This window comes from Streptococcus sp. AM43-2AT, assembly GCF_003603405.1.
Lineage (GTDB): Bacteria > Bacillota > Bacilli > Lactobacillales > Streptococcaceae > Streptococcus > Streptococcus ilei.
In genome coordinates, this window is the sequence record NZ_QTND01000001.1 from 544632 (window position 1) to 570550 (window position 25919).

Sequence of the window (25919 nt, forward strand, 5' to 3'; positions counted from 1 at the left end):
TTGATAATTTAACAAAAATAACATCTGAAAATTGACCGGTCCAAATAGAACTTGTATTTTTCATTTTTCTTATAGAACCTTATAGCACCCCTTGGCATAACCACAAGGGATGTAGCCTGATTGGTATAAAGCATACAACTCATCAAAAAATGGTGACTCAACTTGAGGTATCTCTTTTTTGATGGTTAGGTAAATGGCCAGGCCAACAATATCAAATTTAATCTGATCTTTCATGGATTCTAGCAGTTTACTATCTGCAATCAGGTTATCTAATCGTTCTTCAATTTGAGGAATGATTTCCTCTTTTGCACTTATTGCCAGTGAATTCCAGTGTTTATAAATGTCACTATGGTTTTTACAAAGATAAACACTAAAATCACCATCTTTCTCTAACACAAAATTCTCCCACTTCAAACTATTTATATTCTTCTCTGCGTCTTTAACAGATTTTAATTGAATGATTGGTAGATTTGTTGTTCTTTCTTCTTTCAAAAAATCTAAATTTTTTAATGCATTTATCACATCGGCATGGATCTTCATTTTTCTCCCCTTTCGATCGACTTATCTTTCAAATTCAGGGTTATTTTTCTTGGAGTAGGAGGTCATAAGGAAAGTACTCCAACTCCTTCAAGCGTTCGTCGTAATTTCCTTTGATCTTGCAGGTTGCAGCAGTGTCGAAACTCCAGTAGCCATCATAACCTCTATCATCATAATTATGTGTCCCATACCAAGGTTCATTTGAATGGCTATAATACCAAAATCCTTGGGCTTTGACTACACTCTCATAAGTATCTTCTATCATATTTTGATACTCTAAAATCGAATGAAAAGGAACTATCTTATCATGGAATAGGTAGGTCATGTAGTACTCAATCAAGCCATCTGTATGGTCCATCTGCGCATAGATAGCTTTCAAATCATCCAAAAACTCTTCCTTGCGCTCACTGTAAAGAACTCCCAAGGAAAAGATGTTAACTGCCAAGTCAAATGGAACTCCCTCTGAGGCAATGAGTTTGAGATAAGACAGAATCCCTTGATAATAGGGAAAAATCTCCTCTTTCGAAGACCCTATAGAATAGGAAAGTTTTACTAATTCTTCATTGAACAAAACCAAAAATTGGTAATGGACTTGTAGATAATCTTTCATGATATATTTAGTTTTACTTGTTTTCTTTTTTAAGCGCTCTTGCACACGATTCAATCGTCCTTCAAAATACGCCTGATCTTTGTGTTTATCTCTTAACATGCGGTAACTCCTTTTCTCGTCCTATTTACCTTGCACCAACAATCATATGTGAAGTATTCCAACTCCTTCAAGCATTTATCAAAAATTCCTTTGATCTTGCAGATTTCATCAATAAATATAAAAACAACAAAAAAATATTAAATAACATATCCTTAAAGGAGTATATCCTGAAAACCAATTTCAGACAATACGCCATTAACAAATTTTATTCCTACACCATTTTCTTTATCCCAATCACACTCACATAAGAACCCAAACTCTTCAATACTTTCGTCAAAAGTTAAAGGAAACATGATTTGCTTTGGTTGCAACAAAGAATAAATCTTATCTTTGTCTCCAATGATATCTAAAAAATATTTTTTTTCGATCTGATTCGTGTAACTTGAAACAATATCCGATATCTCACGATTGTAATAAGATATAATTGCAGAATTTACCTCTTTTACTATTTCATCTAAGTGATTATTGAAAAATCTGTAAGCTTTTTCCTGATTAATTTCAAATGCAGCATCTTCATCCGCATCAATATTGATTTCCAAAACATGGTGCTTATTGAAAATCTCTAGAGAAATATCTTTTGTCCAACCGTAATTAAATATTAGTTTACCAAAGGTCTGATGATTTATTTCCATTATTTTTTAAACCGTTCTTTCTATCAACCTAATCATTCTTAATTTCAGCTCTCCCAAAGTAATTGTCAACCAATGGATCATTCAAAATCGTTTCAAGGTCTAGTGCTAATAGTTGGTCCGCTAATTTTTGGTTTTCAGCTATCAGTTGCTGGTAACTCGAAACATAAGCTTCTATCGTTTCCTCATCAACACTTTCAATTATTTGGGGAAGATACTTTTCTCCAGATTGCTGATACAAATGATAACAAATCAAAGCAAAACAATTGGCAATACAGCTCCACACAAGAGGATTCGTCTCCTTGTCCAGTTCCATAAAAGTCAAGATATCATACTCATCCAGATTTTCCAATCGACCATAAAGAATATCGGGACTAATCACACTATTGTTAGCCAGTGCTTGACTTGAGAGCTTCAAGGATTCACGAACAAACTCCTTATAATCCTTATCGCTAATATAATCCACTAGATTGTAAGTTAACTTTTGAAAAAATTGTAGTAAGTTCGCATTCCATTTCATCAATTTATCCTCAAGTAACCTGCCCTTATATTGTCCTTACAGAGATTCTATATTATTATTACTTTCTCTATTATAGCAAAAAAGAGAGGTATTAGCCTCTCTGCATTATGTCTGTGATTTTTATATTCGCCTTCACCAAGTTAAAAATAATGTTTAAAAGATAGATCAGACATCCAATCTCAATCCTTTATCTCGACTTGTCCTTTTTCATATCCTGAATACCAACTACTTTCAGAGCTGACATATTCAGGCAGTTCATCTTGTGGTTGATCTCCTGAAAGTGTTAAAATTCCATCATATATCAAACAAGAATACTTCACAGAATCTCTAACAAATTCATCATTTTCAGTATCATAAGAGTAGGTACGTTCTGAACTACCTTCCTTTAGAGTGATCTGCTCTCCTTCTATTTTTATCCATGATGTTTTATCTAGTGAGGCTGTTTTAGTAGATTCATTTTTTACTGTCAGATAATAAATTCCATCTTTTGATTTCATCTCATCAAGAGTAGTCGTGATAATCCCTAAAATCATAAGTGCAGGAATAATCAACAAAAACCATTTCCATTTTTTAGATTTATTTTTCATCAGTAGACATTCCTCCAATTTTTATATTTTAAAATTCCTTATTTCCAAGTTTTATCTTTCCACTTCGACTCTCTCTATTATAATGGAGACAGACTATTGTTTTAAGTAAAATAGTTAGATATTTATAAAAAAATGACTTTTTTAGTCAATTAAGAGGATAAAAAACTTTCTGCCGTGAGAAAAGTGCCTGAAACAATTCGAATTTCAGGCACTCAGGAGTTTTGAGAGTAAAACAGTTTTGGGAACTGTTTTAGCCTGAGCCCAGAAATTAAAGAGCGAAGGGGCTCAAAACTAAGTCATGGAACTTCCTTGAAGTTCGCTGACGTCCGTACTCACCTAAGGAAAGTTTTTCAGAAGAATTTATCTTCAATCAAAGAGGGATCGAAAACGATCCCTCTTTGAGATTAATAGCCTTTTAAATAAGGAAGTAAGGACATCAGAGTTGTCCCAAGGACCAAGACCCAGAACCAGAAGGAATACAAGCTTCTTTGGAAGACACCAGGTGCTGGTCGGTTTTCTTGAATGTAGTGAAAAATAGCTTTTCTTTTTAAAATCAAAACGATGGTAAAGGCGATGGTTCCACCTAAAAAGACCAGAATTTGAACCCACTCGGCTACATTCATATTGACATGCGTGCCGAGGTAATGAAGTCCTTGCGAGAGGACCAGGTTGTTAAAGATATGGTAGAAAATAGCCCACCAGATCGAATATTCGAAGGTCAAGTAGCCAAAGCCTAAACCAATAATGGTCGCGAAGAACAACTGATCAAAATTGGCATGAAAGAGTCCAAAAGCGATAGCTGTCATGACGATTGCAAAGACTTTTCCATACTTTTCTAATGCTCTCAGTCCAGCGGCCCGGAAAACCAATTCCTCTGTGATAGGACCGATCAGGGTCGCATAGAGCAAGAGACTCCAAGACTGGCTGAGTTGCTCAGACATGTCCTCTTGAGGCTTGTAAAAGCCCAGGGTTCCCATCATGTGGTCTAAGAGTTGAGATAAGGCGCTAGAAGCCAACTGGGAGAACCCCAAGAAGGCAATGAAGACTAAGAAAGTCTGCCAGGTCATCTTGCGTCCCTTTTGTCTCACATCTCCTTTAAAGAGGGAGCCTTGCCGATAGAGGGCAAATAGAAGGACTCCTATACTGACAGATATTAGATAGCTAATCCCATTCCCATTGATGAGATTTTCTACATACTCCTGCTTCTCTGCCATCTCCAATCCATACCGTCCAAACATAAAGAGGGTAATGGCAAAGGTCAAAATGATGCTAACAAAGACCATGACCAAGAGATAGAGACAAACCATCCCCGAAAAGCTCCCCAAATCCTTTTTGGGATCTAAAAATCGATTAAACTGTTTCATCCATTCACTCCGCTAATCTACTGTTTTTGTTTTCCGGCTCCATCCGTAGCACCATCCAAAAGCCCCCTCATAGAGAACAAAGAAAATCAGAAAGGCATGTAGGAAATAGTCCTCCGGAAGAGCTAATATGATGGGATCCTTGTAGGGATCAAAGAGCCAAGTAGCATCTCCGACAAAGAGGATTTGGTGAAAGAGGGTAAAGAATTGATCAAAGCCAATAAAGAGGGTCACTCCTCCTATGACGATAGGCAAGAGAACCATCCCACCAAATAAAGGGCGATAGAGACCTGCGTATCCTTTCCACATGACCGTTCGAATAAATCGTATAGCCACTGGCAACAAAACCAGGAAGAAGGCCTGGGTCAGGTGAAAGAGGTACTTGACTGCTTGAAAATGATGGAGGCCATCTGGAGAGGATGGAAAATCTGGCATCTCCAGCTTCCAAGTAAAAGGACTGGTCAAATACTGCATGAGGACTTGAAAGTTCTTCTGAATGACTGCAGGAGTCAAACCGGTCCGATTCTGAATTCGTAACCAGCTAATCTCCATGGGATAAATCAACCAGGCTACGAGAATGGTCCCTAAAATCACTGTTGCTAAGAGCCAGAGGACAAAGCCCGTTACCTTTAACCGATCACGCATCGAAATCCCACTCCGCTAAGCTAGATAGGACATGCGTTGGTGGCAAGGGCAGGTCTGGCACTTCTTCTGGCTTGGTAAAGCCAGTTGTCACCAGTAAAGTAGGAATGCCATTGTCAATTCCTGCCCGGATGTCAGTCAGGTAATTGTCTCCCACCATAACCACTTCTTCGCGTTCTAGTCCCAGGTGAGCGATGGCCTTGTCCATAATGATGGCATTGGGCTTACCGATAAAGGTTGGCTTCACGCGCGTTGCCGCTTCGATCAGGGCATTTAGGGCTCCTGCCCCTGGCATCATTCCCCGCTCTGTCGGGATATTGAGGTCAGGATTGGTCCCGATGAAATGTGCTCCCTTTTGAATGGCTAAGGTAGCGATAGAGAATTTCTCATAGTCCACTTCCCAGTCGAGACCCACCACGACATAGGCTGGATTGACGGTATCTTCGACGAAACCTGCCTCAGCAATGGCTTGTTTCAAGCCAACATCTCCAATGACATAGGCGGTTTTTCCAAGATTCATATCCACCATATAATCAATGGTTGCTAGTGTCGCTGTATAGATGGTATCCAGCGGCGTTTCGATGTTGAATTGGCCTGCCAGCATCTCTTGGACCATTTCTGGCGTCCGCGTGGTATTGTTGGTCACAAAGAGGTAGGGGATCTGACGCTCTTGCAATTCGTGGACAAAGGCTTCCCCAGCTGGAATCCGCTCTTTCCCTTTATAGATAGTTCCATCTAAGTCAATTAAATAACCCTTATAAGTCACGGGATTCTTGGTCTCCTTTTTCACTTAATTCCTCTGCTTCTTTCTCCTGAAATTGAAACTGGCCACCTGCTCCATACAGAAGCAAGCAAGCCCCGTATAAAGCAAATTGAAGGACCAGACCGAAGAAATTGATACTTGCTTTTCCAGCCTGAGTAAAGAGGAAGGATGAAATCATCAAGATGACGATGGTCACCATTAAGCCACCAATCTTAGCCTGATCAATGGTAATGGTATAGACGCCAGTTTCTTTTTCCTCATTAGTCTCTTTGCCAGCCTGAATAGGCTTCATGGTCTCAATGAAATCTGTCATTAAAGTCGCTGCGAGGCTGACAGTCGTACTGAAGAGAACACCTTGTGAGAGCTTATCAAAGAAGTTACTCCAAAAACTACCTGATTGGCTAGTGATACTCAAAGAAAAGACGACGACAGGCAGGATAAAGGCCAAAATCAAATGAATCCAAACACGATACCAGCGTACATCTTCCTTGAGAAAACGAAGAAAGTCTTCAAAACTCAATCGGTAGCGTACAAAACGAATCGCTTCCTCAATAAAGATATAAAAGGCTGCGACTAAGGTTAAGAAACCATCTCCCAATACATAGAGAGGATTTTTCTTACGACGAGCATAGGCAACAACCCGTCGTTGAACCTCCATCAAGTCTTCTTTTTTCTGTTTTAATCTTCTTTTTTCCATAATGTTTCCTTATCTATTTCTTCCCAAGTGATGAGGGCTTGGGCGTGTACTTGGCCTTCTGATGAGATGACATGATTGCTGATCATCCCTTCTCGCTCAACGCTAGAGGTAATCATGCCCCCAGGCAGGACCTCCTTAACATACTTGAGGTGGACCCGTTTAGGGATATGCTGGGTTAGGAATTCTGCTCCCATCACTTCGAAGACCCAGTCTAGGTACTTGCTGTTGTTCACATGGCCGTTCATGTCTAAATCATAGAAACGTACATGGTAGTTCTGCTCCATGGCCCCATTCAGTTCTGGATAGCGTGGACCACGGCGGATCTTCTTCTCAAACGGTGACTCATATGGATCGGTAATCTCCTCCGGTACGGATTGGACCTTACGACTATCCCGATCCATCAAGACAAAGGTGGCCACCATCTCGACGATAGCTTCCCCATTCTGGTCTCTGACCACAAAGGAACGGTAGCAAAAGAGACGATTGTGGGCCAGGGCCTGAGTCTCAATGGTAATCTGTTCATCAAAGACCGGCAGGCGATGAACCGTGATGTCATAGTCGGTGATGATCCAGACTAGATTGTACTGTTCGAGCAGGTCCCTGTCACTGATACCAATCTCCATCGACTGCATGCCTGAGACTTGCAAGGACAAGAGGATGAGCTGTGGCATTTTGATAAAGCCATTCACATCGCTCATATCAAAGGGGACTTTCATGTCATACTGATAAATTTTAGCCATCGTTTACTCCAATATAAATTTCTCTGCTACGGTATCACCAAGGAACAAGCCTCTCTTAGTCATCCGCACTTGCTTGTCATCTGGAACCAAGAGTCCCTGCTCCGTTAGACTGGCCACCACTTGTCCATAGCGTTGGTCAAAGGAGATACCAAATTTTTCTTCAAAACGTGCCTTAGACACACCTGTCTTTTTCCGTAGACCGAGGAACAACTCCTCTTCCATCTTCTCTTCCAGTGTCAGGTGCTCCTCTGTAATCCGTGCCTTACCAGCCTCAACAGCCTCCAGGTAATGCCGGATTGGGCCATGATTCTTGTAGCGAATCCCATCGACATAGCCGGAAGCACCAGCTCCCAGGCCATAGTATTCTGCATTATCCCAATAGACCAGATTGTGGCGACTTTCAAAGCCAGGCTTGGAGAAATTGGAAATCTCATAGTGCTCAAAGCCTGCTTTTTCCAGTTCCTCAATGATGTACTCAAACATCTCCGCTTCCAACTCTTCTTTGGGGAGAGGAAGCTTGCCCCGTCGCATGCGGTTCATAAAGACCGTTTGGTTTTCTAAAATCAAACTATAGAGACTCATGTGGGGGATGTCCAAGTCGATCGCCTTGGCGACATTTTCCTTGACCTGGTCCATGGTCTGACCCGGCAGAGCATAGATCAAATCAATCGAAATATTGTCAAATCCTGCCTGCTTGAGGTGGCGGATATTGTCATAGATATCCTGCTCCTGGTGACTCCGACCGATCTTTTTCAGCATCTTGTTATCAAAGGTTTGGACACCCAGAGAGACCCGATTGACCTGAGACTCCTTGAGAACTGCGATCTTATCCGGATCCAGATCTCCAGGATTTGCTTCGATGGTAAACTCTTCTACTTCCGATAGGTCCATAACCTTGGGCAATTCTGTCAAGAGATAGGCCAGTTGTTGGGCGGACAGAGCTGTCGGAGTCCCTCCACCGATGTAGAGAGTCCGAAGTTTGCCAATCTCATACGATCGAGTCTCCTGGATCAAGTGTTCCAGATAGGCATCGACCGGCTGATTCTTGATAAAAACCTTAGAAAAGTCACAATAATAACAAATCTGGGTACAAAATGGAATATGCACATAGGCAGAGGACGGTTTAGCTTGCATAACCTTTATTATACCACATTTCGCACCAAAACCAGAGCAGAAAAGAAAGGGGAAAGCAAGGATTTCCTTGACAAGAAGGAATGAAAGGAATAGAATAAAGCTAATCACATTCGGAGGTAAGGAGATATGAACAACTAAGTTTCGTTAAATAAGATACTTTATTTAGTGGACTGCTTGTTCTATCTCTTTTTGTGTACCCTCTCGCCTATTCTCCAACCTTTTGTTGGCTAAATTAGGTCTTTTTCTACTTGGGTTCCGCTTGAATACAGCTCTACTAAATAGGTAGAGCTGTTTTTTGTCCCAGTAGAAAGGAATCTTATGCTAAAACTATCCCACCTCACTATCCGCCATACAAAAGATTTACGCGATCTAGTACGTAATCTGTCCCTAACCATACATGAAGGAGAAAAAGTTGCTATTATTGGCGAAGAAGGGAATGGAAAATCTTCCTTACTTCAGGTCCTCATGTCCCCAAAATCTCTACCAGATTATCTGACCATAGAAGGAGAAATCACCACTTCCTTTCACTCCTATACCTATATTCCCCAGTCTTTGCCGGAAGCATTGAAGGGAAAAACTTTGGGAGAATATTTTTTTGGAGAGGACGAGCTAGACTATGCCAGCCTCTACAGACTGGCTGATCAATTGCATTTTAATAGCGACCGCTTTGCAAGCGATCAAACCATCGGAAGTCTATCTGGAGGAGAAGCCCTCAAGGTCCAACTTCTTCACGAACTTTGTCGTCCTCATGAATTGCTATTTTTAGATGAACCCTCAAACGATCTAGATTTAGAGACCCTGGACTGGCTTCAGCAGATGATCCAAACAAGCCCCCAAACCATTCTATTTATTTCCCATCATGAGGATTTCTTGACTCAGACGGCGGATACGATCATACACTTAAGACAGATCAAACACCGCAAGGAGGCTGAAACCATCGTGGAGCACCTAGGCTATCAAGACTACAGTAGCCAGAGGGAACAGCAATTTAAGCAACAGTCTCAGCAAGCTGCCAATGATCAACGAGCCTACAAAAAAACAATGGAGAAACACCGTCGCGTCCGCCAGCAAGTCGAAACCTCCTTACGAAATACCAAAGATAGTACTGCTGGACGTCTCCTAGCAAAGAAAATGAAGTCTCTCCTCTCACAGGAAAAGCGCTATGAGCGAGAATTCCAAGCCATGACTTCCCAACCCTATGATGAGGAAATCATTAATCTGCATTTCCCTTCCCTTACTCCCTTGTCTCCTCAAAAACGTGTCCTTCTCCTAGATCAAGAAGAGATCACAATTGGGGATCGTGTCCTAGTCAAGAACCTCTCCCTCACTCTTCAAGGGCAGGATAAGATAGGAATTATTGGTTCCAACGGTGTTGGAAAATCCACTTTCCTAAAAATGATCTGGGAGATTTTACAGAAGAATGAGAGTATCCGCACTGCCTATATGCCTCAAGATTACACTGAACTCCTCCCGCTGACTCATACGCCGGTTCAATTTCTACAGCATTCAGGCGATCGCGAAGAAATCAATACCATTCAATTGCATTTAGCCTCCCTCAACTTTACTTATTCTGAAATGCACCATCCTATCTCTGAACTTTCTGGTGGCCAGCAAGGAAAACTCTTCCTCCTTCAATTAGTACTCACAAGTCCCCAATTTCTGCTTTTGGACGAGCCTACTCGTAATTTTTCCCCCACTTCCCAACCAGAAATTCGACGCCTATTCGCAGACTACCCAGGAGGATTGGTTACAGTCTCCCACGATCGGACCTTCCTCAAAGAAGTCTGCCAAAAAATCTATCGTCTGACTGAAAATGGTTTAGTAGAGATAGAATCGCTCTAACGTAAAAAAGATTGGCAAAAACCAATCTTTTTTTCTCTATTTTTTCGTTGCCTCTTGTCCCATTTCTTGGGTGCGTTTGTATGCTGCTTCGACTCCTGCAATAATGTCACCCCGTAAGCCGACTTGTTCCAAGCGGTTGACTCCTGCGATGGTAGAGCCGCCTGGACTACAAACCGCATCCCTTAGGCAGGCTGGGTGATGGCCTTGACCTTGCTCCGAGATAAGCTCCCATCTTGATTGGTTAGGGAAGAGGTCCCCACTTTGAACACAATTCGCTTATTCTTCATCCATTCATTCTCCAGAGTATTCGATTGTAACATTATACCATGAAAGCCTTAAAAAATACTAAGAGCGGACCAGGGGGAACCCCTGTTTGCCCACAAAAAAACGAGTTTGAACCACAAGAGTTAAACTCGTTTTTATGATGATAGGCTTATCCTTGACGAAGCTTCTCTAAGGTTTCTTGGAAAATTTCCGGTACCTCCACTGAAAACTCCAGGACTTCTCCCGTCCGTGGATGGGTAAAGCCCAGGGTCTTAGCATGGAGGAACTGGCCATGGCCTTTCAAAGTCTTGCGAGGTCCATAAACCTCATCACCAGCGACCGGATGACCAATGTAGGCCATATGAACCCGGATCTGGTGGGTACGTCCTGTTTCCAATTGTAGCTCGACCAAGCTATAATCCCCGAAGCGTTCCAAGACATGGAAACGGGTCAGGGCTGGTTTCCCTTTAGCTGTCACAGCTTGCTTCTTGCGGTCTTTGTCACTTCGCCCAATCGGCGCCTCAATGACACCCCGATCATTAGGTAAATTACCATGGACAATGGCCCAATACTTGCGCAGGGATTTCTTAGCCTTAAGCTCGTCTGCCAGTGCTACATGGGCTGCATCGTTCTTAGCCACCATGAGGAGGCCAGAGGTGTCCTTGTCAATCCGATGGACGATACCCGGACGAAGTTCGCCATTGATCCCTGACAAGTCTTTGATGTGATACATGAGGGCATTGACCAGAGTTCCACTGGTGTGACCGGCACTAGGATGGACCACCATGCCCTGGGGTTTATTGACCACTGCGACATCCGCATCCTGATAGACGATCTCCAAAGGAATATCTTCTGCCTCATAGGTCACTTCTTCAACTTGAGGAACTTCATAGCTGATAACATCCCCTACTTTTACGGTATACTTAGCCTTTTTGACTTGACCGTTGACAAGAATCTTTCCTTCCTTGATTTGCTCATTGGCCAAGCCACGTGAGAGTTCAGTCAACTCTGAGACGGCCTTATCCAGTCGCGCTCCAGCGACTTCCACTCTAACTTCCATGGCTCTCCTCTCTTAAGATATGGATCAGTAACAATCCCACACCAACGGTTAAATAGATATCTGCTACATTAAAAATGGCAAAATTCATAAAATCCAAGTGAAACATATCGACGACAAAGCCCTGATGAACCCGGTCAATAAAGTTGCCAATTCCTCCTGAGATAATCAAGGTCAACCCCAACAAGAGCCAGAGGGAACCTTTGATGTGACGATAAAGGTAGACAAAGGCTGCCCCCATCGCTATGATGGTAATGATGGTAAAGAACCACTGTTGGTTTTCTAGCATGGAAAAGGCAGCACCTGAGTTCTTGAGATAGGTCAGGCTGACAACTTTGGGAATGAATGAACGCATGCCCCCCAGTGGGATTTCCTTGACCACATACCACTTAACAGCTTGGTCCAAGACAATCAAGAGGAGGATACTGATAAAAATACTTACTTTTCTCTTCATGTCCTACCTCTTCTCATCAAAGTAGACTTCCATAACTTGGACAAACTTCTCAGCCACTGGTGAGAGATCCACCTCTTCCCGTTTGACATAGACCATTTTATTATCCAAATCATCGATCAAGGGAATAACAGTAATGCCATTCACCGATTGGCTATCCAAAAAGCCAGAACCAGTCGCATAGGCGTTGGTCCGCTCTAGGATCCCATTCAGGGTCGCTCGGTCTGTCACATTGAAGAGCTGCGAGCTACCACTGGTATCGACGAAGTTCTCCGAATAGTAGAGATACTCATCCTTTTCCTGGGTAAAGCGAACGGTCGGCAAGTGAGCCAAATCCTCCATGACCAGAAATTCTTTCTGAGCCAATGGATGGTCCTTGCGCAAATAGATATGAGTCTGGAAAGGAATGAGGTCAATCACTTCTAAGCCCAATTTATCCACCCGTTGCATGATTCCTTTGGTATTTTGCTTGTTGAGGTAGATAATCCCTAATTCACTGTGCCCTTGAGCCACTTCATCCAAGATTTGAACCGTGGTCGACTCAAATATCCGGAAGTTTTTATTCTCAGGGTAAAGAACAGAGAATTGGGTAATCAAAGGAGGAAGGAAATCATAGTGCTGACTCGAGATCGAGAATTCCTTCTTTTCTTCCTCAGGATTGGCATACTGGTTTTGAAAAACATCAAAGCCCTTAACCAATTCTTGGGCTTTTTCATAAAATTCCATTCCACGACGGGTCAAGAAAGTCCCTGAACTAGTCCGACGGAAAATCTTAAAGCCCAGTTCCTTTTCCAAGTCTCTCACCGAGATTGACAGACTCGGCTGACTCACGTACATTTTTTCAGCTGCTTCACGAAAAGTACCACTATTGGCAATCGCGACAACATAGCGTAACTGTTGAATATTCATGTCTTCTTCCTTCTAACAATATCACTCCATTATACCATAATCTAGAGGATGAAAAAAGTTGAGAGGTTTCAATCGAAAGAGATCTACTAGGAGTTGAATTAATGCTCGTAAAAATGATAAGGAAACTGTTAAGCATTAAATAATTTCTAATCTATGAAGCTACTCAAGCAAATTTTCAAACTTTCCGGCGTGAGAAAAATGCTTGAAACAGTGGCGTTTCAAGCATTCGGGAGTTTTGAAACCTTAGGTTCAAAACTAAGTCATGGAACTTCGTAGAAGTTCGCTGACGTCCGTACTCACCTAAGGAAAGTTTTAAAACGTTTTTTTCTATGATCTATAAAGTATAAAAAGAAATATTAGAGATCAAATAATCAACTAATAATTGACACATATCATAAAAAAACTCTCTGATTGATCAGAGAGTTTTTGAATACAAATTATTTTGCGATTGGGTAAACAGAAACTTGTTTCTTATCGCGACCTTTGCGTTCGAAGCGTACTACGCCTTCAACTTTAGCGAACAAAGTATCGTCTCCACCACGTCCAACGTTCACACCTGGGTAGATGTGAGTACCGCGTTGACGGTAAAGGATAGATCCACCTGTTACAGTTTGTCCATCAGCTGCTTTAGCTCCAAGACGTTTTGCTTGTGAATCACGTCCGTTTGATGTAGAACCTCCACCTTTTTTGTGGGCGAAAAGTTGCAAGTTAGCAAGATTCAATTTCAACATAATTGTTTTCCTCCAGTTAGTTTTCTGTGATAACTCTTGTTTGGACGAACTCGGATGAGTTCTCCGATAAGTTTGCCATCCCTAAGAAAAATGATTCAAAGAATAGTTGGGTCATTTCTCTTTGGTGAGGTGGAATGTCTGTCGGGATTGTTACCCGCATGAAGCCACCCTCTTCTTCGTTTAATTCTAGTTCCGGTTCATAGCCTGCAAATTTCTCAACAGAGTTGACAAAGTTAATGGCAAGCGTAGAAACCGATGCACACACGACATCAAAGCCGTATTCGCCACTTCCAGCGTGCCCAGTGATTTCTGCACTCCTCAGCTCGCCATCTTCGGCTCGTTCAAAGACTGCTTGTATCATGTGTTCTCCTAAAAATTAAGCGTTGATTGCGTTGATGACAACTTTAGTGTAAGGTTGACGGTGACCTTGTTTACGGTGGCTACCTTTTTTAGGTTTGTACTTGTAAGTAACAACTTTCTTTTGTTTTCCTTGTTTTTCAACAGTTCCAACAACAGTAGCTCCTGAAACAAGTGGAGTTCCGACAACAGTGTTTTCACCACCAACAAGAACAACTTCGTTAAATGTAACTTCTTGACCAGCTTCAACGTTCAATTTTTCAACGTAGACTGCTTGACCAACTTCAACTTTAACTTGTTTTCCGCCAGTTTTAATGATTGCGTATGTGCTCATTATGCACCTCCTATGTATTTTTGGGTTTCCCCGTATTTTGTGAAGACTCGCCTAGCATCGTGGGACGAACCACTTAAGCTCAAAGGATGAGCGACGATGATCGAGCGGTTGCACAGGCATGTGCATAGTCAACTCTCTAAGTATATCACTTCTATCAGACAAAGACAAGCATTTTTGTCTCTTGAAAACGGATTTTCATCATTTAATGATAAAAATTGAGGAAAACAAGCGTTTTCCCCATTTTCATCGATTGGTCTCGCTGACTCTTCAAGCAATTTTACTAGATCTTACAACAAATCCTCAATCAGCTCATCGACTTCATCTGCTTCTGCTTGAGGCATGATCTCTGTTACGATAATACCTGCGACAGCCCGCTCCACCAAGGCTTCCACGTCCATACGTTGCTCATACTGCTCTGCATTTTTGAGTTTTGGATTAGTCTTTGGACGATCCGGAGCAAAGATGGTACAGCAATCTTCGAAAGGCTGGATAGAGATTTCAAAGGTATCGATGGCCTGGGCGATGTCAATAATCTCCAACTTGTCCATGGTCACCACTGGACGGATGACGGGCGTATTGGTCACGGCATTGATAGCCTGCATGCTCTCTAGCGTTTGGCTGGCAACCTGACCAAGACTTTCCCCATTGATGATGACTAGGCCACCACGAATTTGACGGATGCGATCTGTGATCCGCATCATAAAGCGACGAGTCAAGGTCATGAGGTAGGCTTCTGGTGCCTTTGCCTTGATCTCTTCTTGAATCTCAGTAAATGGTACTTCGATAAACTGGATATTGCCCCCAAACTTGGTCAATTTTCGAGTTAAATCGTGGGCTTTTTTCAGCGCGCCAGGACTGGTATAAGGTGGGCTAGCAAAATGGACCGCTTCGATATCCACACCCCGCTTCAAGGCTAGGTAACCCGCTACCGGAGAGTCAATCCCACCAGATAGCATGAGCATGCCTTTACCAGATGTCCCAACTGGCAGACCACCTGCTCCCTTAATGGTTTCATAAGAAATATAGGCTGCTTCTTCCCGGATTTCGACTTGCAGGTTGATATCCGGTTTTTTCATTTGGGCCTTAATGGTTGGAATGGCTTCAAAGACAGCACCACCCAAGGTTTGGTTGAGTTCTCGGCTATCCAGTTCAAAAGAATGGTCACTCCGCTTGCTGGAAATCTTGAAGGTCATCCCTTCCTGGTAAATCTCCTGCATGATTTCTTGAACGGCTGAAACCAAGGCTGGGACTGATTTTTCAATCTTGTAGACTGGTGAAAAGTTTTGAATCCCGAAGACCTGTTTAAGAGATTCCGCCACTGGTTCGTAATCCGTTCCATTTAGATAAGCATGAGCACGGTCCCGATCGGCTGTCACTTTGACAGCTGGGTAAATGGACAAAACATCTGAGATATTATTGCGCAATTTATTGATGAAGCGCATCCGGTTCTTTCCTTTAGTAGAAAGCTCCCCGTAGCGGATCATAATTTCTGAATAAGTTAATGGCATAGTTACTTCCTTTTCTTTTCCTTAACGCACCTTTCGCGTCTTTTCATAGATCAGTTTGAACTTGGTCAAAAATTGCTCGACTTGACTCATATCATTTTCGAGATCTAGACTGAGACGGACAGCTGTTTGCGCCAGAGCCTTGTCTACTCCCATGGCGATCAAGGTTCCAGCTGGTTTGCCAGCCTTGGAAGAGCAGGCAGAGGTTGTCGATATATAAATCTCATACTCTTCAAAAGCATGGACGATGACTTCTCCTCGCACTCCCTTGATACCGAAGGTCAAGATATGAGGCGCAAAGCCCTCATCTCCAGAGAAGACCGTCACATCTGGATAGTGAGCCAATTCCTCACGAATGACTTCTTTTAACTGATGGCACTTGTGCTCAAAGTCCTCTTGACGCTCCATCGCCAAGCGCAAGGCCTTGGCAGTCGCAGCAATTCCAGCTAAGTTCTCCGTCGTCGAACGAAAGTCCTTTTCTTGTCCGCCGCCTGTTAAGAGGGGACTGATCTTTTTACCTTCTTTGAGGTAGAGAAAGCCAACCCCACGAAGTCCATGGAACTTGTGACTGGAGAAGGTCGCTAAATCCACCCGATCTGGTAAGTAGAGAGCAGTTGAAATCTTAGCAAGAGCCTGAACCCCATCGACGTGGAAGGTGATGGTCGGACGATCCGCCAATAGATCCGCAATGGCTTGAATAGGCTGGATAGAACCTACTTCGTTATTCACTGCCATGATCGAAACGAGGGTTGTATCCGGACGCAAGAGTTTTTCCAACTCTTCCACTTGGACGAAGCCACGCGCATCAACTGGCGCAATATCCACCTCAAATCCTTGACCTTGTAGCCAGAGGGCTGATTCCTTCACAGCCGGGTGCTCAATAGCTGAGACAATCATGTGCTTCCCGTAAGGAGCTTTTTCAAAAGCAACTCCCTTGATCGCCCAGTTGTCCCCTTCTGTCCCACCCGAGGTGAAAAAGATTTCTTCTGCTTTCTTGCCTAGGAGGGAAGCAATCTGCTTGCGAGATGCCTCCAAGATCCGAGTCGCTTGACTTCCCAAGTTGTGCAAGCTAGATGGATTTCCCCATATTTTGCTTGCGACTTCCGTGTAGGTAGCCAAGGCCTCTGGATAAGGTTTGGTTGTTGCTGAATTATCAAAGTAAATCATCTTCCACTCTCTCCTAGTCAATTTTCAATCATCTTATTGTAACATTTATAGGTTGGAGGGACAAGGATTTGGCAGGCTTCATTTTGTTCCTAGTTTCAGACAGAAAACTTGTAAATTTCTCAAAATAGCTTATGATGAAGATGGAGTGTTTTGTAAAACGCTTACAAAACCAAGTTCTGGCTTTTAAAACAGTTGTCCAACCACTGAACTGGTCTCGAAAGATGATAAAAGGAGACAAGCATGAAACGACCGATCTATTTTTCCATTGCCCTAGCTGGAAGTCTTGCTCTTGGAGGACTGCTCTCTGTCCTACCACCACTTCCATTTGCCCTCCCTTCTGCCCAACTAGCCTGTCACGGTAAAGGACAGTGTGACCTACAACAGCCCTTGGAGAAGCCACCTTACTTTAGGGAAGATGAAGGCAGTCTCCGCGAAATGAGCCTTATCCAACCAATCCCTGGTGAATCCGATAGCCACATCGAATTCAAATGCTTGGTCGAATACAATGGCTGGTTCCGTCGTATCATCCGTGTCAAAGATGTAAAAGTGATTTCAAAAACCAAGGAATTCAAGGGTAAGATTGACTACTCTATCCCGGATCCAAACAAGATAGAGATTCAGGCGAATGGCCAGTTTATCTCTCCTAATGACTCCTCTAGTTTTAGTAACCATGAAATCATCAGCCAGCCTAGTCAAACAAACCAACCAATTTCCGTCTCTGAAAAAGGACAGGCAAACTTTGAAACGTCCTCTGAGGCAAGCGAGACTCAAAGCGTCCAGTTTGGAAGCAATTTGAAATTTTAAAAACCTCTTTCATTTCTTCTTAGACATTTTCATAAAAATAACGTATAATGACTAAAGTGTTCACATAAAAGAACCAAATATGAAATGAAGAGGAAACAGATTATGTCACAATACTCACGAAAAGAAAAACACCAAGACAGCAACAAACCATCTAGAAGCGAAAAAGTGAAACAGAGCCTTTCTTTATTCCAGATGATTGTCGCAACGATTGCTAGTCTTCTCGGGATTATCGTTACTTCCTTTACCATTTACAGTATCATGAAACCAACGACTAAGACAGAGGAGAAAAAAGATAGCTCTACTAGCGTTGTTGTTGTCCATGAAAAGGATGGATCTGCTACTGATTCAAGTGCTACAGGGACGGATATCAGTGCTACCAGTAGCCAAGCATCCGATGCAAGCTCTGAACAAACTGATTCATCACAGGTAGAAACCAGTGCCAGTGAAGCTCCTGCAGAAACAACACCTTCTGCTACTGATACCGAATCATCTGCTAATTGAGAGTGGGACAGAAATCGGTCATTCGTTAGAATTCGATTTCGTCGTCCCACCTCCGCACGGTTGAGTAAGGCTATAAAAGCTGATGAAATCAGCGTAGTAGAGCCCACTCAACCACTGCGCCTTGCTCGACAATCCAAAGACAATTGAGAGGCTAGGACTTTTGTCCCAGCCTCGTTTCTATAATAGAAAAGCCTCAGTTAACCAGAAATCCTGATCAACAGAGGCTTATTTTTATTTGATGACTTCTTGTGTTTTTGCGTAGTTGGCTTCGACAGCTTCTTTTTCAGCCTTCCACCAGTCTTGGTTGTCTGTATACCACTTGATGGTTTCTTCCAAACCGGCTTCGAAGTTTGTGAATTGTGGTTCCCAACCCAATTCTTCACGCAATTTTGTTGAATCAATAGCATAGCGCAAATCGTGACCAGCACGGTCTGTCACACGGTCGTAAGCATCTTTTGGTTGACCCATTTTTTCAAGGATGAGCTCAAGTACTTCCTTGTTGTTCTTTTCACCGTCAGCACCGATCAAGTAAGTTTCACCGATACGGCCCTTGGTAAGAATAGCCCAAACACCTGTTGAGTGATCGTTGGTGTGGATCCAGTCACGGACGTTTTTCCCTTCACCATAAAGTTTTGGTTTGATTCCTGACAAGATATTGGTGATTTGACGTGGGATGAATTTCTCGATGTGTTGGTATGGCCCGTAGTTGTTTGAACAGTTGGAAATCGTTGCCTTGACACCAAAGGAACGTACCCAAGCCTTAACGATCAAGTCTGAAGCAGCCTTGGTTGATGAATAAGGGGATGATGGGTTGTATTTGGTTTCAGCAGTAAATTTTTCACCAGGACCTTCACCATGTCCAGGAAGATCTTCACGCAATGGAAGGTCCCCATACACTTCGTCTGTTGACACGTGGTGGAAACGAATATCGTACTTGCGAGCCGCTTCCAAAAGTGTGTATGTACCAATGAAGTTGGTGTGGATAAATGGTGATGGGTCATTCAATGAATTGTCATTGTGGCTTTCAGCTGCATAGTGAACAATGGCATCAGCCTTAGCAGCCAATTGGTCCACCAATGCTGCATCAGCAATATCCCCCACAACCAATTCAACACGATCCCCAAGGATTTCTTCGATGTTGGCACGGTTACCTGCGTAAGTGAGTTTGTCAAGGACAGTCACATGCACGTCTGGATGGTTGTTGTAGACATAGTGTACGAAGTTTGAACCGATGAAACCAGCGCCACCGGTTACGATGATGTTTTTGTATTCAGTCATTTTTTCTCCAAATAGTTTTTAGTTTTGATTGTTCCTTTCGCTAGTGAGGGACGCCAGCAACCCTTTGGTTTCATGGCTAAATCCGGAGCCGAAGTCTTCGGATTTCCCTACAAGATTCCCTACGGCAATCTTGTTTCCACTAGGGCAGGAACGATCCCACCAGGCTACTTGCAGTCGCGATACTGCTCTGCAAGGTTCATTTTTACAAATCTTCTGCTTTTAGGGGTTTGACGTCTTTGAGCAATGGGTGGTTCTTGTCTGCTTCTGAGACTTCTGCTTCTTCCAAGTTTTCCCATTGGATGTCTAGGCTTGGGTCTGCATAGTTGACAAAAGCATATTTTGGCTTGAGCTCCAATGCCCAGTAGTCATTGACCAAATAGCTGTAGGCTACTTTGTCAGACAAAACTTGGAAACCATTGGCTACGCCACGAGGAACAAAAATCCCTTTAGAGGCATCGATCACAGTTTGATAGGTGTTCCCAAATGTTTCACCTTCACGAAGGTCTACCCAAGTGCCAAGAACCTTTCCTTCATCTGCCACAGAAATGTACTTGTCCCAAGGTTCTGCATGCAGACCACGTAAAACATGCTTGCGTGAGAAAGAAACGTTGTTTTGCAACTTGCCTTCCGCAAAGAAGCTTTCAGGAAATCCAAGAGGAAGCATTTTTTCTTTTTGGAAGTTTTCCTTGAACCAGCCACGGTTGTCCCCATGGACTGGAATATCAAACTCCAACAAGCCTGGGATGGCTTCAATCTTGCGGGCTGCTAATTCTTTTCCGAAAAATTGTTCTGTCATTAAGCTTCTCCAATCAAACGGAGCAAGTATTGTCCGTATTCATTTTTCTTCAGCGGTTGCGCCAATTCATGAACTTGTTCTTTGGTGATATAACCCATGCGATAGGCGATTTCTTCAAGGTTGGCAACTTGGACGTTTTGCAAGCGTTGAACAGTCTCAATATATTGAGAAGCCTGCAAGAGACTTTCATGAGTTCCTGTATCCAACCAAGCAAAACCACGGCCCATGAGCTCAACAGAGAGATCTCCACGCTCCAAATAAGCCTTGTTGACATCTGTGATTTCAAGCTCGCCACGAGGACTTGGTTTGATGTTTTTAGCAATCTCTACGACATCATTGTCATAGAAGTAAAGTCCTGTCACCGCAAAGTTTGATTTTGGATGTTCTGGTTTTTCTTCGATAGAGATGGCATTCATATCATCATCAAACTCTACCACACCGAAGCGTTCTGGATCTTTAACTTGGTAACCAAAGACAGTTGCCCCTTTTTCTTTTGCTTCAGCCCTTTGCAACATCTTGGTTAAGCCATTTCCGTGGAAGATATTATCTCCAAGAACAAGGGCAACATGATCATCCCCGATAAAGTCTTCTCCAATGATAAAGGCTTGTGCCAAGCCATCTGGGCTTGGTTGCTCTGCATAAGAGAGGGAAATCCCAAGTTCAGAACCATCTCCAAGAAGCTCTTCAAAACGAGGAAGGTCTTGAGGAGTTGAGATAATCAAGATGTCTTTGATCCCTGCCAACATAAGGGTTGACAATGGGTAGTAAATCATTGGCTTGTCATAAATGGGCATCAACTGTTTGGAAGCGGCACGAGTCAAAGGATACAAACGAGTACCCGAACCACCGGCTAAAATAATACCTTTCATAATGTTAGGCCTTTCTACGTATTCATTACTCCTATTTTATCATGTTTATATAAAAAAGTCACCTTGTTCACATGTTACAAGGTGATGACAGGTTATCCAAGAGCGACGTCTAGGATCATCATAATGACAAAGCCAACCATGAGCCCGAGGGTTGCAACGTCTGTGTTGCCATTGGTCTGCGAATCTGGGATCAATTCTTCAACCACTACAAAGATCATAGCACCTGCTGCAAAAGAGAGGGCATATGGTAGGATGGCTGTTATAGATAAAACGGCTACTGCTCCTAGCAGTGCCCCTACTGGCTCCACGATGGCCGACATGGAGCCCCAATAAAAGGCATTGAGACGGGATTTGCCATCCGTCCGGATCGGGATCGAAAGAGCAGCCCCTTCTGGGATATTCTGCAAACCAATCCCAATAGCTAGACCAACCGCCCCGATAAAGGCTTCTGGACTTGGATTGCTAGCCAGAGCTCCGAAGGCCACTCCGACCGCCAAGCCCTCTGGGAAATTGTGGATGGTAATAGCGAGAAAGAGTAGGGTTGTTTTAGACAACTTCTTTTCCCGCGGCGTATGGATACTCTCAGCCTCTTCAATCTCCTTACTCATATGAAGGTGAGGGACAACAGCATCAATCAAGCGGAGGAAAAATCCTCCAGCTAAGAAACCGATCGCAGCCGGAAACCAAGCCAAGCTCCCATAAGAGTTTTCCGCATACTCAATCGAGGGTTGCAAGAGCGACCAAAAGGAAGCCGCAATCATAACGCCCGCCGCAAAGCCCATCATGATGTCCAGTAATTTGCGACTAATATGCTTGAAGAAAAAGACGATCGCTGACCCTATGATGGTACAGCCCCATGTAAACAATCCTGCGATAAAGGCCTGCAAGACCACGGATTGTGATTGAAACCAATTCATAACAACTCCTACTTTTTATTAAATAGTATATAAGCCTTTTCTATTCTACTATTTTTATCTGAATTAAGGAAGCTATTTCGAAAAAAAGAGAGTGGGACAGAAATCGGTCATTCGTTAGAATTCGATTGCTTCGTCCCACCTCCGCACAGTAGACAATTGAGAGGCTAAGAATTTTGTACCACTCTCTTCTTCACATATTGTATAACTGGATAATCCGCTGGATCCAAACGCAAGTCTCCTCCTGCCACTAGTTGGGCTAGATGCCAACCAATGAGGGGGCCCGTTGTAAGACCAGACGATCCCAGACCACTCGCCACATAGAGGCCTGCTTGATCGGGAACGGCTCCCCAAAAGGGTGAAAAGTCACTAGTATAGGCCCGAGTTCCCACGCGCTCCCCCATGACTGCCGCTTGAGCCAGTTCCGGATAGTAGGTCAAGGCCTCTTCTTCCATCTGGTTCAGCAGAGCTTGGTCCACACTTAGGTCAAAGCCCATTTCATTCTCATGGGTGGCTCCCATACTGATCTTGCCTTTTTGGAAGGGAATGATATCCAGTTCCCCTTCTGGCATGACCACAGGATAGTTGTCTGTATCTAAGTCTAACTGATAATCCCGCAACTGTCCTTTTTGGGGACGGACATCAACTTGGTAGCCAAGTGGCTCTAGGATTTGCCCCAACCAGGCTCCTGTTGCTAGGATGACTTGGTCATAATTCTCTCCTGCTATCTGATAGCCATTATCTGAGACCGAGAGTGCAACCTCTTCTTTGATCACCCTTGCCCCACTGGCTTTAAGGAGAGTTTCCGTGAGAAGCGCTCCTTCAACATGAGCTCCACCTGATGCATAAAGGAGCTGTTCAAAACCATTTAGACCTGGGAATTGCTGGGCCACCTCTTCTTTGGTTAAAATCGCCAAGTCTCCAATCAAGGGAGATTCTTCCCGACGGCTCATCGCCAACTGATAGAGTTCGTCTAATTTGTCCTCCTTTTTCTTGAGGAGATAGACACCGGTCTGCTGGTAAAAATCTGTTTTAATTCCGTCCTTGGCCAGGTCCTCTACCAATTCTTGGTAAAAATCAGCTCCCAGACGAGCGAGGCGATACCAGGCCTTATTCCGCCGCTTGGAAAACCAAGGACTGATAATGCCTGCAGCCGCCTTAGTCGCTTGGCCGACTCCATGGTCATAGACGGTCACATCCACTTGTGCTTCTTTGGATAAATAATAGGCTGCAGTGGACCCCACGATCCCTGCACCGATAATGGCAACTTTCATCATGACCCCTTAGATATGGTAAAAAGGATTGGTGCTGGCTTGACTGCCAATCACTTCAATCTCCCACGCTTCTTCAGCCTTCCACTGATTGAGCTTTTCTACTAATTTTGACACAAAAAGAACTTCGATATGGTGTCCTGGATCCAAGGCCAAGAGGCCATCGCTCAGCATGTCTTGAGCCGTGTGGTAGTAGATATCTCCGGTGATATAGACCTCAGCCCCCTTAGCAAGAGCATCCTTGTAAAAGGACTGGCCACTTCCTCCACAGATAGCGACTCGCTCGATGACCCGATCCAGGTCATTCTGATCATAACTGACCAAGCACAAAGCATCTAAGCCAAAGGTTTCTTTGACCTTGCTAGCCAACTGGCCAAAGGTTTGAGTAGCTACCCGACCGATGCGACCAATTCCGAGCCCTTCTCCCGTCATACAGAGGGGCTCTGTATCTTCAATGTCCAAGAGCTGGCAGAACCAATCGTTGAGCCCATCTGGGACAATGTCAATATTGGTATGGCTGACATAGACCGCGATATCGTGCTTGATCAGGTCAATATAGATCTGATTTTGAGCCCGATCGGCTACCAAATCCTTGATAGGACGGAAAATTGGCGCATGCTTGACGATGATCAAGTCCACTCCATGGGCGATGGCTTCCGCCACCGTCTGCTCACGGATATCTAAGGCTACCATGACCTTCTTGATGACTTTTTGCAGGGTGCCGACCTGTAGCCCACGGACATCTCCCTCCATGGAAAGTTCCTGGGGACAGTATGCTTCATAGCGTTTGATGACTTCACTTGCTAGCATGCAAAACCTCCTTGATTTGTGCGATGCGCTCTTCTAACGATGCTCTGGCAGATTGATTCTCAACAGGGACCTGCTCCAAGGCAAAGGCTAATTTCTCCACTTCCTTGGACCACTTTTGGACAAAGGCTGGAGCTTGTTCCCGCATCAAATAGGGACCAAAGCGTAGTTCCTTAGCTGATAACTCTTGAGAACCCTGTTCGACCACGAGCATCTCATAGAACTTCTCATTTTCTTCCAAGATGGCTTCATCGACAATACGGAAATTATGGTCTACTAACCAGCTCCGCAATTCATCCTCTCGATTATTGGGCTGGAGGACCAAGCGAGAGACACTGGCTAATTTTTCTAGACCTGCCGCTAAGATATCTGCAATCAAGCGTCCTCCCATGCCTGCAATAGTAATACAGGAAATGCCATCTGTTGGTTCAAAGGCAGCTAAACCATTGGCCAGACGGACCTCAATCTTGTCCTCCAAGCCATTATCGGCGACATTTTGGAGGGCAGACTGATAAGGCCCCTCTACAACTTCACCAGCAATAGCAGCCTCAATCTTTCCTTCTTGTAAGAGGGCGATTGGCAGATAAGCATGGTCACTCCCCACGTCCAACAGACGCGCTCCAGCTGGGACGAAGCTAGCCACCAAGTCCAAGCGATTTGATAATTTTGTAAATTCCATGTGCTACTTTCTAAACTTTTATTCCACCCTTTAGTATACCATGTTTACACCATTAAAAAAAGGCGCAACGGCGCCTTGTCTATTATGGAAAGGTATTATTTTAGACTTTCCTTAGGTGAGTCCGGACGTCAGCGAACTTCTTCAAAGTTCCATGACTAAGTTTTGAGTCTAATGTCTCAAAACTTCCGGGCACATGAAACTTCTACGTTTCATGTGCTATACTCACGGCGGAAACTCTCGCTATCATCCTCAACAAGCCGATACTAGACTTTAGTCAATTTCCTTATAGTCCACTTCCAAGCCACGTTTTACAGCTGGGCGATTGGCAATTTTCTCTGTCCAAGCTTGCAAATGCTTGTATTCCTTCACATCTAAGAAAATTCCTGCACGGTCCCAGACCTTGTCTTGGGCTAGACGGCCATACCAAGACCAGATGGCAATATCCGCAATGGTGTAGTCATCTCCTGCAATATAAGGTTTGGTCGCCAATTCCTTGTCCAGTAGGTCCAATTGACGTTTGGCTTCCATAGCAAAACGGTTGATGGCATACTCGATTCTCTCAGGCGCATAGTGGAAGAAATGGCCAAAGCCTCCACCTAAAAATGGCGCAGCCCCTGTCTGCCAGAAGAGCCAGTTGAGCACTTCTGTCCGTTTAGCTGGATCAGTCGGGATCAATTTGCCAAATTTCTCAGCCAGATACAAGAGAATATTGGCTGATTCAAAGACCCGAATGTCTTGGTCGCCTGATTGATCCAACATGGCTGGAATTTTTGAGTTGGGATTGATGGCTACAAAGTCACTGCCAAATTGATCTCCCTCGCCAATCTTAATCCGAAAAGCATCATAACCAGCTTCCACTCCCAGCTCTTTCAATTCCTCCAGCATAATGGTCACCTTGATACCATTTGGAGTTGGAAGGGTATAGAGTTGGAAAGGCTGGTCGCCTTTTGGAAGAGTTTGTTCAAAGCGGGGACCTGCTGTTGGTTGGTTCAAGCCACCCCAGGCTCCTCCCATTTGGTTCGGTGCTTCCCATACTTCTGGTAATTGATAATCTGACATCTCTT

30 protein-coding genes, 1 pseudogene and 1 other annotated feature are annotated in these 25919 nt (G+C 43.7%); of the genes and pseudogenes, 3 read left to right on the plus strand and 28 right to left on the minus strand.

Annotated elements, in window-relative coordinates:
* Positions 1-69: 69 nt before the first annotated feature.
* The 11 genes from DW930_RS02715 to hemW all read right to left on the minus strand — a co-directional run bounded on the left by DW930_RS02715 (position 70) and on the right by hemW (position 8319).
* Positions 70-540 carry a hypothetical protein gene (locus DW930_RS02715; RefSeq protein WP_123159262.1) on the minus strand — a complete coding sequence of 157 codons (471 nt, stop codon included), beginning with the start codon at positions 538-540 and terminating at the stop codon, positions 70-72.
* Positions 541-580: 40 nt separating this feature from the next.
* A complete protein-coding gene (locus DW930_RS02720; protein WP_123159263.1) occupies positions 581-1246 on the minus strand; it encodes a PoNe immunity protein domain-containing protein in 666 nt (221 codons plus the stop codon).
* Positions 1247-1398: 152 nt separating this feature from the next.
* Positions 1399-1878, minus strand: coding sequence for a hypothetical protein (locus DW930_RS02725; protein ID WP_123159264.1), 480 nt, complete (start codon positions 1876-1878; stop codon positions 1399-1401).
* Between the two features lie 28 nt (positions 1879-1906).
* Entirely contained in the window at positions 1907-2395 is a 489-nt protein-coding gene (locus DW930_RS02730) for an Imm6 family immunity protein (RefSeq protein ID WP_123159265.1), read from the minus strand.
* Between the two features lie 179 nt (positions 2396-2574).
* Positions 2575-2982 carry a hypothetical protein gene (locus DW930_RS02735; protein ID WP_123159266.1) on the minus strand — a complete coding sequence of 136 codons (408 nt, stop codon included), beginning with the start codon at positions 2980-2982 and terminating at the stop codon, positions 2575-2577.
* A 404-nt stretch (positions 2983-3386) separates the two neighbouring features.
* The gene (locus DW930_RS02740; RefSeq protein WP_123159267.1) at positions 3387-4346 is read right to left on the minus strand and encodes a CPBP family intramembrane glutamic endopeptidase; all 960 of its coding nucleotides are present in this window, start codon (positions 4344-4346) and stop codon (positions 3387-3389) included.
* A 12-nt stretch (positions 4347-4358) separates the two neighbouring features.
* Entirely contained in the window at positions 4359-4988 is a 630-nt protein-coding gene (locus tag DW930_RS02745) for a TIGR01906 family membrane protein (RefSeq protein WP_123159268.1), read from the minus strand.
* Positions 4981-5751 (minus strand): TIGR01457 family HAD-type hydrolase, encoded by a 771-nt coding sequence (locus DW930_RS02750; RefSeq protein ID WP_023023020.1) that lies wholly within the window; start codon positions 5749-5751, stop codon positions 4981-4983. Before DW930_RS02750 ends, DW930_RS02745 begins: the two co-directional genes overlap by 8 nt.
* On the minus strand, positions 5741-6445 hold the full coding sequence (locus tag DW930_RS02755) for a hypothetical protein (protein WP_207801596.1): 705 nt from the start codon (positions 6443-6445) through the stop codon (positions 5741-5743). Before DW930_RS02755 ends, DW930_RS02750 begins: the two co-directional genes overlap by 11 nt.
* Positions 6427-7185 carry an acyl-ACP thioesterase domain-containing protein gene (locus DW930_RS02760; RefSeq protein WP_023023016.1) on the minus strand — a complete coding sequence of 253 codons (759 nt, stop codon included), beginning with the start codon at positions 7183-7185 and terminating at the stop codon, positions 6427-6429. Before DW930_RS02760 ends, DW930_RS02755 begins: the two co-directional genes overlap by 19 nt.
* A 3-nt stretch (positions 7186-7188) precedes the next feature.
* Positions 7189-8319 (minus strand): radical SAM family heme chaperone HemW, encoded by a 1131-nt coding sequence (gene hemW, locus DW930_RS02765; protein WP_023023014.1) that lies wholly within the window; start codon positions 8317-8319, stop codon positions 7189-7191.
* Positions 8320-8637: 318 nt separating this feature from the next.
* On the opposite strand from hemW, the gene DW930_RS02770 reads away from it, so the two are divergent.
* Complete coding sequence (locus DW930_RS02770) at positions 8638-10161, plus strand: ATP-binding cassette domain-containing protein (RefSeq protein WP_123159269.1); 1524 nt, start codon at positions 8638-8640, stop codon at positions 10159-10161.
* A gap of 36 nt (positions 10162-10197) precedes the next feature.
* Here the strand turns inward: DW930_RS02770 and DW930_RS02775 are convergent.
* The 9 genes and pseudogenes from DW930_RS02775 to DW930_RS02815 all read right to left on the minus strand — a co-directional run.
* Positions 10198-10386 (minus strand): annotated as a pseudogene (locus tag DW930_RS02775) (pyrroline-5-carboxylate reductase dimerization domain-containing protein); the annotation flags it as partial.
* Between the two features lie 208 nt (positions 10387-10594).
* Positions 10595-11485 carry an RluA family pseudouridine synthase gene (locus tag DW930_RS02780; RefSeq protein ID WP_123159270.1) on the minus strand — a complete coding sequence of 297 codons (891 nt, stop codon included), beginning with the start codon at positions 11483-11485 and terminating at the stop codon, positions 10595-10597.
* Positions 11475-11936 carry a signal peptidase II gene (gene lspA / locus DW930_RS02785; protein ID WP_123159271.1) on the minus strand — a complete coding sequence of 154 codons (462 nt, stop codon included), beginning with the start codon at positions 11934-11936 and terminating at the stop codon, positions 11475-11477. Before lspA ends, DW930_RS02780 begins: the two co-directional genes overlap by 11 nt.
* A gap of 3 nt (positions 11937-11939) precedes the next feature.
* Complete coding sequence (locus DW930_RS02790) at positions 11940-12842, minus strand: LysR family transcriptional regulator (protein WP_023026724.1); 903 nt, start codon at positions 12840-12842, stop codon at positions 11940-11942.
* 437 nt (positions 12843-13279) lie between these two features.
* A complete protein-coding gene (gene rpmA, locus DW930_RS02795) occupies positions 13280-13573 on the minus strand; it encodes a 50S ribosomal protein L27 (RefSeq protein WP_003002805.1) in 294 nt (97 codons plus the stop codon).
* A gap of 16 nt (positions 13574-13589) precedes the next feature.
* On the minus strand, positions 13590-13934 hold the full coding sequence (locus DW930_RS02800) for a ribosomal-processing cysteine protease Prp (protein ID WP_023026722.1): 345 nt from the start codon (positions 13932-13934) through the stop codon (positions 13590-13592).
* A gap of 15 nt (positions 13935-13949) precedes the next feature.
* Positions 13950-14264 (minus strand): 50S ribosomal protein L21, encoded by a 315-nt coding sequence (gene rplU, locus DW930_RS02805; RefSeq protein ID WP_003007734.1) that lies wholly within the window; start codon positions 14262-14264, stop codon positions 13950-13952.
* A gap of 33 nt (positions 14265-14297) precedes the next feature.
* Positions 14298-14384 (minus strand) — a sequence feature (ribosomal protein L21 leader region).
* A 167-nt stretch (positions 14385-14551) separates the two neighbouring features.
* On the minus strand, positions 14552-15772 hold the full coding sequence (gene thiI, locus DW930_RS02810) for a tRNA uracil 4-sulfurtransferase ThiI (protein ID WP_123159272.1): 1221 nt from the start codon (positions 15770-15772) through the stop codon (positions 14552-14554).
* 21 nt (positions 15773-15793) lie between these two features.
* Positions 15794-16936, minus strand: a complete 1143-nt coding sequence (locus tag DW930_RS02815) for a cysteine desulfurase family protein (RefSeq protein ID WP_023026720.1) — start codon at positions 16934-16936, stop codon at positions 15794-15796.
* A gap of 240 nt (positions 16937-17176) precedes the next feature.
* On the opposite strand from DW930_RS02815, the gene DW930_RS02820 reads away from it, so the two are divergent.
* On the plus strand, positions 17177-17740 hold the full coding sequence (locus DW930_RS02820) for a hypothetical protein (RefSeq protein ID WP_023026719.1): 564 nt from the start codon (positions 17177-17179) through the stop codon (positions 17738-17740).
* Positions 17741-17842: 102 nt separating this feature from the next.
* The gene (locus DW930_RS02825) at positions 17843-18241 is read left to right on the plus strand and encodes a DUF6556 family protein (protein WP_042361050.1); all 399 of its coding nucleotides are present in this window, start codon (positions 17843-17845) and stop codon (positions 18239-18241) included.
* Positions 18242-18472: 231 nt separating this feature from the next.
* Here the strand turns inward: DW930_RS02825 and rfbB are convergent, their stop codons facing one another.
* From rfbB to yghU, 8 genes are all read right to left on the minus strand, one after another.
* On the minus strand, positions 18473-19519 hold the full coding sequence (gene rfbB, locus DW930_RS02830) for a dTDP-glucose 4,6-dehydratase (RefSeq protein WP_023026717.1): 1047 nt from the start codon (positions 19517-19519) through the stop codon (positions 18473-18475).
* Positions 19520-19721: 202 nt separating this feature from the next.
* Positions 19722-20315 (minus strand): dTDP-4-dehydrorhamnose 3,5-epimerase family protein, encoded by a 594-nt coding sequence (locus DW930_RS02835; protein WP_006596503.1) that lies wholly within the window; start codon positions 20313-20315, stop codon positions 19722-19724.
* Positions 20315-21184 carry a glucose-1-phosphate thymidylyltransferase RfbA gene (rfbA, locus tag DW930_RS02840; protein ID WP_023026716.1) on the minus strand — a complete coding sequence of 290 codons (870 nt, stop codon included), beginning with the start codon at positions 21182-21184 and terminating at the stop codon, positions 20315-20317. The genes DW930_RS02835 and rfbA overlap by 1 nt, the downstream gene beginning before the upstream one ends.
* 92 nt (positions 21185-21276) lie before the next feature.
* Positions 21277-22101, minus strand: coding sequence for a ZIP family metal transporter (locus DW930_RS02845; RefSeq protein WP_123159273.1), 825 nt, complete (start codon positions 22099-22101; stop codon positions 21277-21279).
* 164 nt (positions 22102-22265) lie between these two features.
* Complete coding sequence (locus DW930_RS02850) at positions 22266-23375, minus strand: FAD-dependent oxidoreductase (protein WP_165851207.1); 1110 nt, start codon at positions 23373-23375, stop codon at positions 22266-22268.
* Positions 23376-23381: 6 nt separating this feature from the next.
* Positions 23382-24179: a Nif3-like dinuclear metal center hexameric protein gene (locus tag DW930_RS02855; protein ID WP_123159275.1), complete on the minus strand. Its 798-nt coding sequence runs from the start codon at positions 24177-24179 to the stop codon at positions 23382-23384.
* Positions 24166-24855 carry a tRNA (adenine(22)-N(1))-methyltransferase TrmK gene (locus DW930_RS02860; RefSeq protein WP_123159276.1) on the minus strand — a complete coding sequence of 230 codons (690 nt, stop codon included), beginning with the start codon at positions 24853-24855 and terminating at the stop codon, positions 24166-24168. Before DW930_RS02860 ends, DW930_RS02855 begins: the two co-directional genes overlap by 14 nt.
* A gap of 270 nt (positions 24856-25125) precedes the next feature.
* On the minus strand, positions 25126-25914 hold the full coding sequence (gene yghU / locus DW930_RS02865) for a glutathione-dependent disulfide-bond oxidoreductase (RefSeq protein WP_123159277.1): 789 nt from the start codon (positions 25912-25914) through the stop codon (positions 25126-25128).
* Positions 25915-25919: the final 5 nt, after the last annotated feature.

What these genes read in the sequence shown, in the direction of transcription:
- DW930_RS02715 (WP_123159262.1), bottom strand. Translation starts at nt 540, where the DNA reads ATGAAGATCCATGCCGATGTGATAAATGCATTAAAAAATTTAGATTTT.
- DW930_RS02720 (WP_123159263.1), bottom strand. Translation starts at nt 1,246, where the DNA reads ATGTTAAGAGATAAACACAAAGATCAGGCGTATTTTGAAGGACGATTG.
- DW930_RS02725 (WP_123159264.1), bottom strand. Translation starts at nt 1,878, where the DNA reads ATGGAAATAAATCATCAGACCTTTGGTAAACTAATATTTAATTACGGT.
- DW930_RS02730 (WP_123159265.1), bottom strand. Translation starts at nt 2,395, where the DNA reads ATGAAATGGAATGCGAACTTACTACAATTTTTTCAAAAGTTAACTTAC.
- DW930_RS02735 (WP_123159266.1), bottom strand. Translation starts at nt 2,982, where the DNA reads ATGAAAAATAAATCTAAAAAATGGAAATGGTTTTTGTTGATTATTCCT.
- DW930_RS02740 (WP_123159267.1), bottom strand. Translation starts at nt 4,346, where the DNA reads ATGAAACAGTTTAATCGATTTTTAGATCCCAAAAAGGATTTGGGGAGC.
- DW930_RS02745 (WP_123159268.1), bottom strand. Translation starts at nt 4,988, where the DNA reads ATGCGTGATCGGTTAAAGGTAACGGGCTTTGTCCTCTGGCTCTTAGCA.
- DW930_RS02755 (WP_207801596.1), bottom strand. Translation starts at nt 6,445, where the DNA reads ATGGAAAAAAGAAGATTAAAACAGAAAAAAGAAGACTTGATGGAGGTT.
- DW930_RS02760 (WP_023023016.1), bottom strand. Translation starts at nt 7,185, where the DNA reads ATGGCTAAAATTTATCAGTATGACATGAAAGTCCCCTTTGATATGAGC.
- hemW (WP_023023014.1), bottom strand. Translation starts at nt 8,319, where the DNA reads ATGCAAGCTAAACCGTCCTCTGCCTATGTGCATATTCCATTTTGTACC.
- DW930_RS02770 (WP_123159269.1), top strand. Translation starts at nt 8,638, where the DNA reads ATGCTAAAACTATCCCACCTCACTATCCGCCATACAAAAGATTTACGC.
- DW930_RS02780 (WP_123159270.1), bottom strand. Translation starts at nt 11,485, where the DNA reads ATGGAAGTTAGAGTGGAAGTCGCTGGAGCGCGACTGGATAAGGCCGTC.
- lspA (WP_123159271.1), bottom strand. Translation starts at nt 11,936, where the DNA reads ATGAAGAGAAAAGTAAGTATTTTTATCAGTATCCTCCTCTTGATTGTC.
- DW930_RS02790 (WP_023026724.1), bottom strand. Translation starts at nt 12,842, where the DNA reads ATGAATATTCAACAGTTACGCTATGTTGTCGCGATTGCCAATAGTGGT.
- rpmA (WP_003002805.1), bottom strand. Translation starts at nt 13,573, where the DNA reads ATGTTGAAATTGAATCTTGCTAACTTGCAACTTTTCGCCCACAAAAAA.
- DW930_RS02800 (WP_023026722.1), bottom strand. Translation starts at nt 13,934, where the DNA reads ATGATACAAGCAGTCTTTGAACGAGCCGAAGATGGCGAGCTGAGGAGT.
- rplU (WP_003007734.1), bottom strand. Translation starts at nt 14,264, where the DNA reads ATGAGCACATACGCAATCATTAAAACTGGCGGAAAACAAGTTAAAGTT.
- thiI (WP_123159272.1), bottom strand. Translation starts at nt 15,772, where the DNA reads ATGCCATTAACTTATTCAGAAATTATGATCCGCTACGGGGAGCTTTCT.
- DW930_RS02815 (WP_023026720.1), bottom strand. Translation starts at nt 16,936, where the DNA reads ATGATTTACTTTGATAATTCAGCAACAACCAAACCTTATCCAGAGGCC.
- DW930_RS02820 (WP_023026719.1), top strand. Translation starts at nt 17,177, where the DNA reads ATGAAACGACCGATCTATTTTTCCATTGCCCTAGCTGGAAGTCTTGCT.
- DW930_RS02825 (WP_042361050.1), top strand. Translation starts at nt 17,843, where the DNA reads ATGTCACAATACTCACGAAAAGAAAAACACCAAGACAGCAACAAACCA.
- rfbB (WP_023026717.1), bottom strand. Translation starts at nt 19,519, where the DNA reads ATGACTGAATACAAAAACATCATCGTAACCGGTGGCGCTGGTTTCATC.
- DW930_RS02835 (WP_006596503.1), bottom strand. Translation starts at nt 20,315, where the DNA reads ATGACAGAACAATTTTTCGGAAAAGAATTAGCAGCCCGCAAGATTGAA.
- rfbA (WP_023026716.1), bottom strand. Translation starts at nt 21,184, where the DNA reads ATGAAAGGTATTATTTTAGCCGGTGGTTCGGGTACTCGTTTGTATCCT.
- DW930_RS02845 (WP_123159273.1), bottom strand. Translation starts at nt 22,101, where the DNA reads ATGAATTGGTTTCAATCACAATCCGTGGTCTTGCAGGCCTTTATCGCA.
- DW930_RS02850 (WP_165851207.1), bottom strand. Translation starts at nt 23,375, where the DNA reads ATGATGAAAGTTGCCATTATCGGTGCAGGGATCGTGGGGTCCACTGCA.
- DW930_RS02855 (WP_123159275.1), bottom strand. Translation starts at nt 24,179, where the DNA reads ATGCTAGCAAGTGAAGTCATCAAACGCTATGAAGCATACTGTCCCCAG.
- DW930_RS02860 (WP_123159276.1), bottom strand. Translation starts at nt 24,855, where the DNA reads ATGGAATTTACAAAATTATCAAATCGCTTGGACTTGGTGGCTAGCTTC.
- yghU (WP_123159277.1), bottom strand. Translation starts at nt 25,914, where the DNA reads ATGTCAGATTATCAATTACCAGAAGTATGGGAAGCACCGAACCAAATG.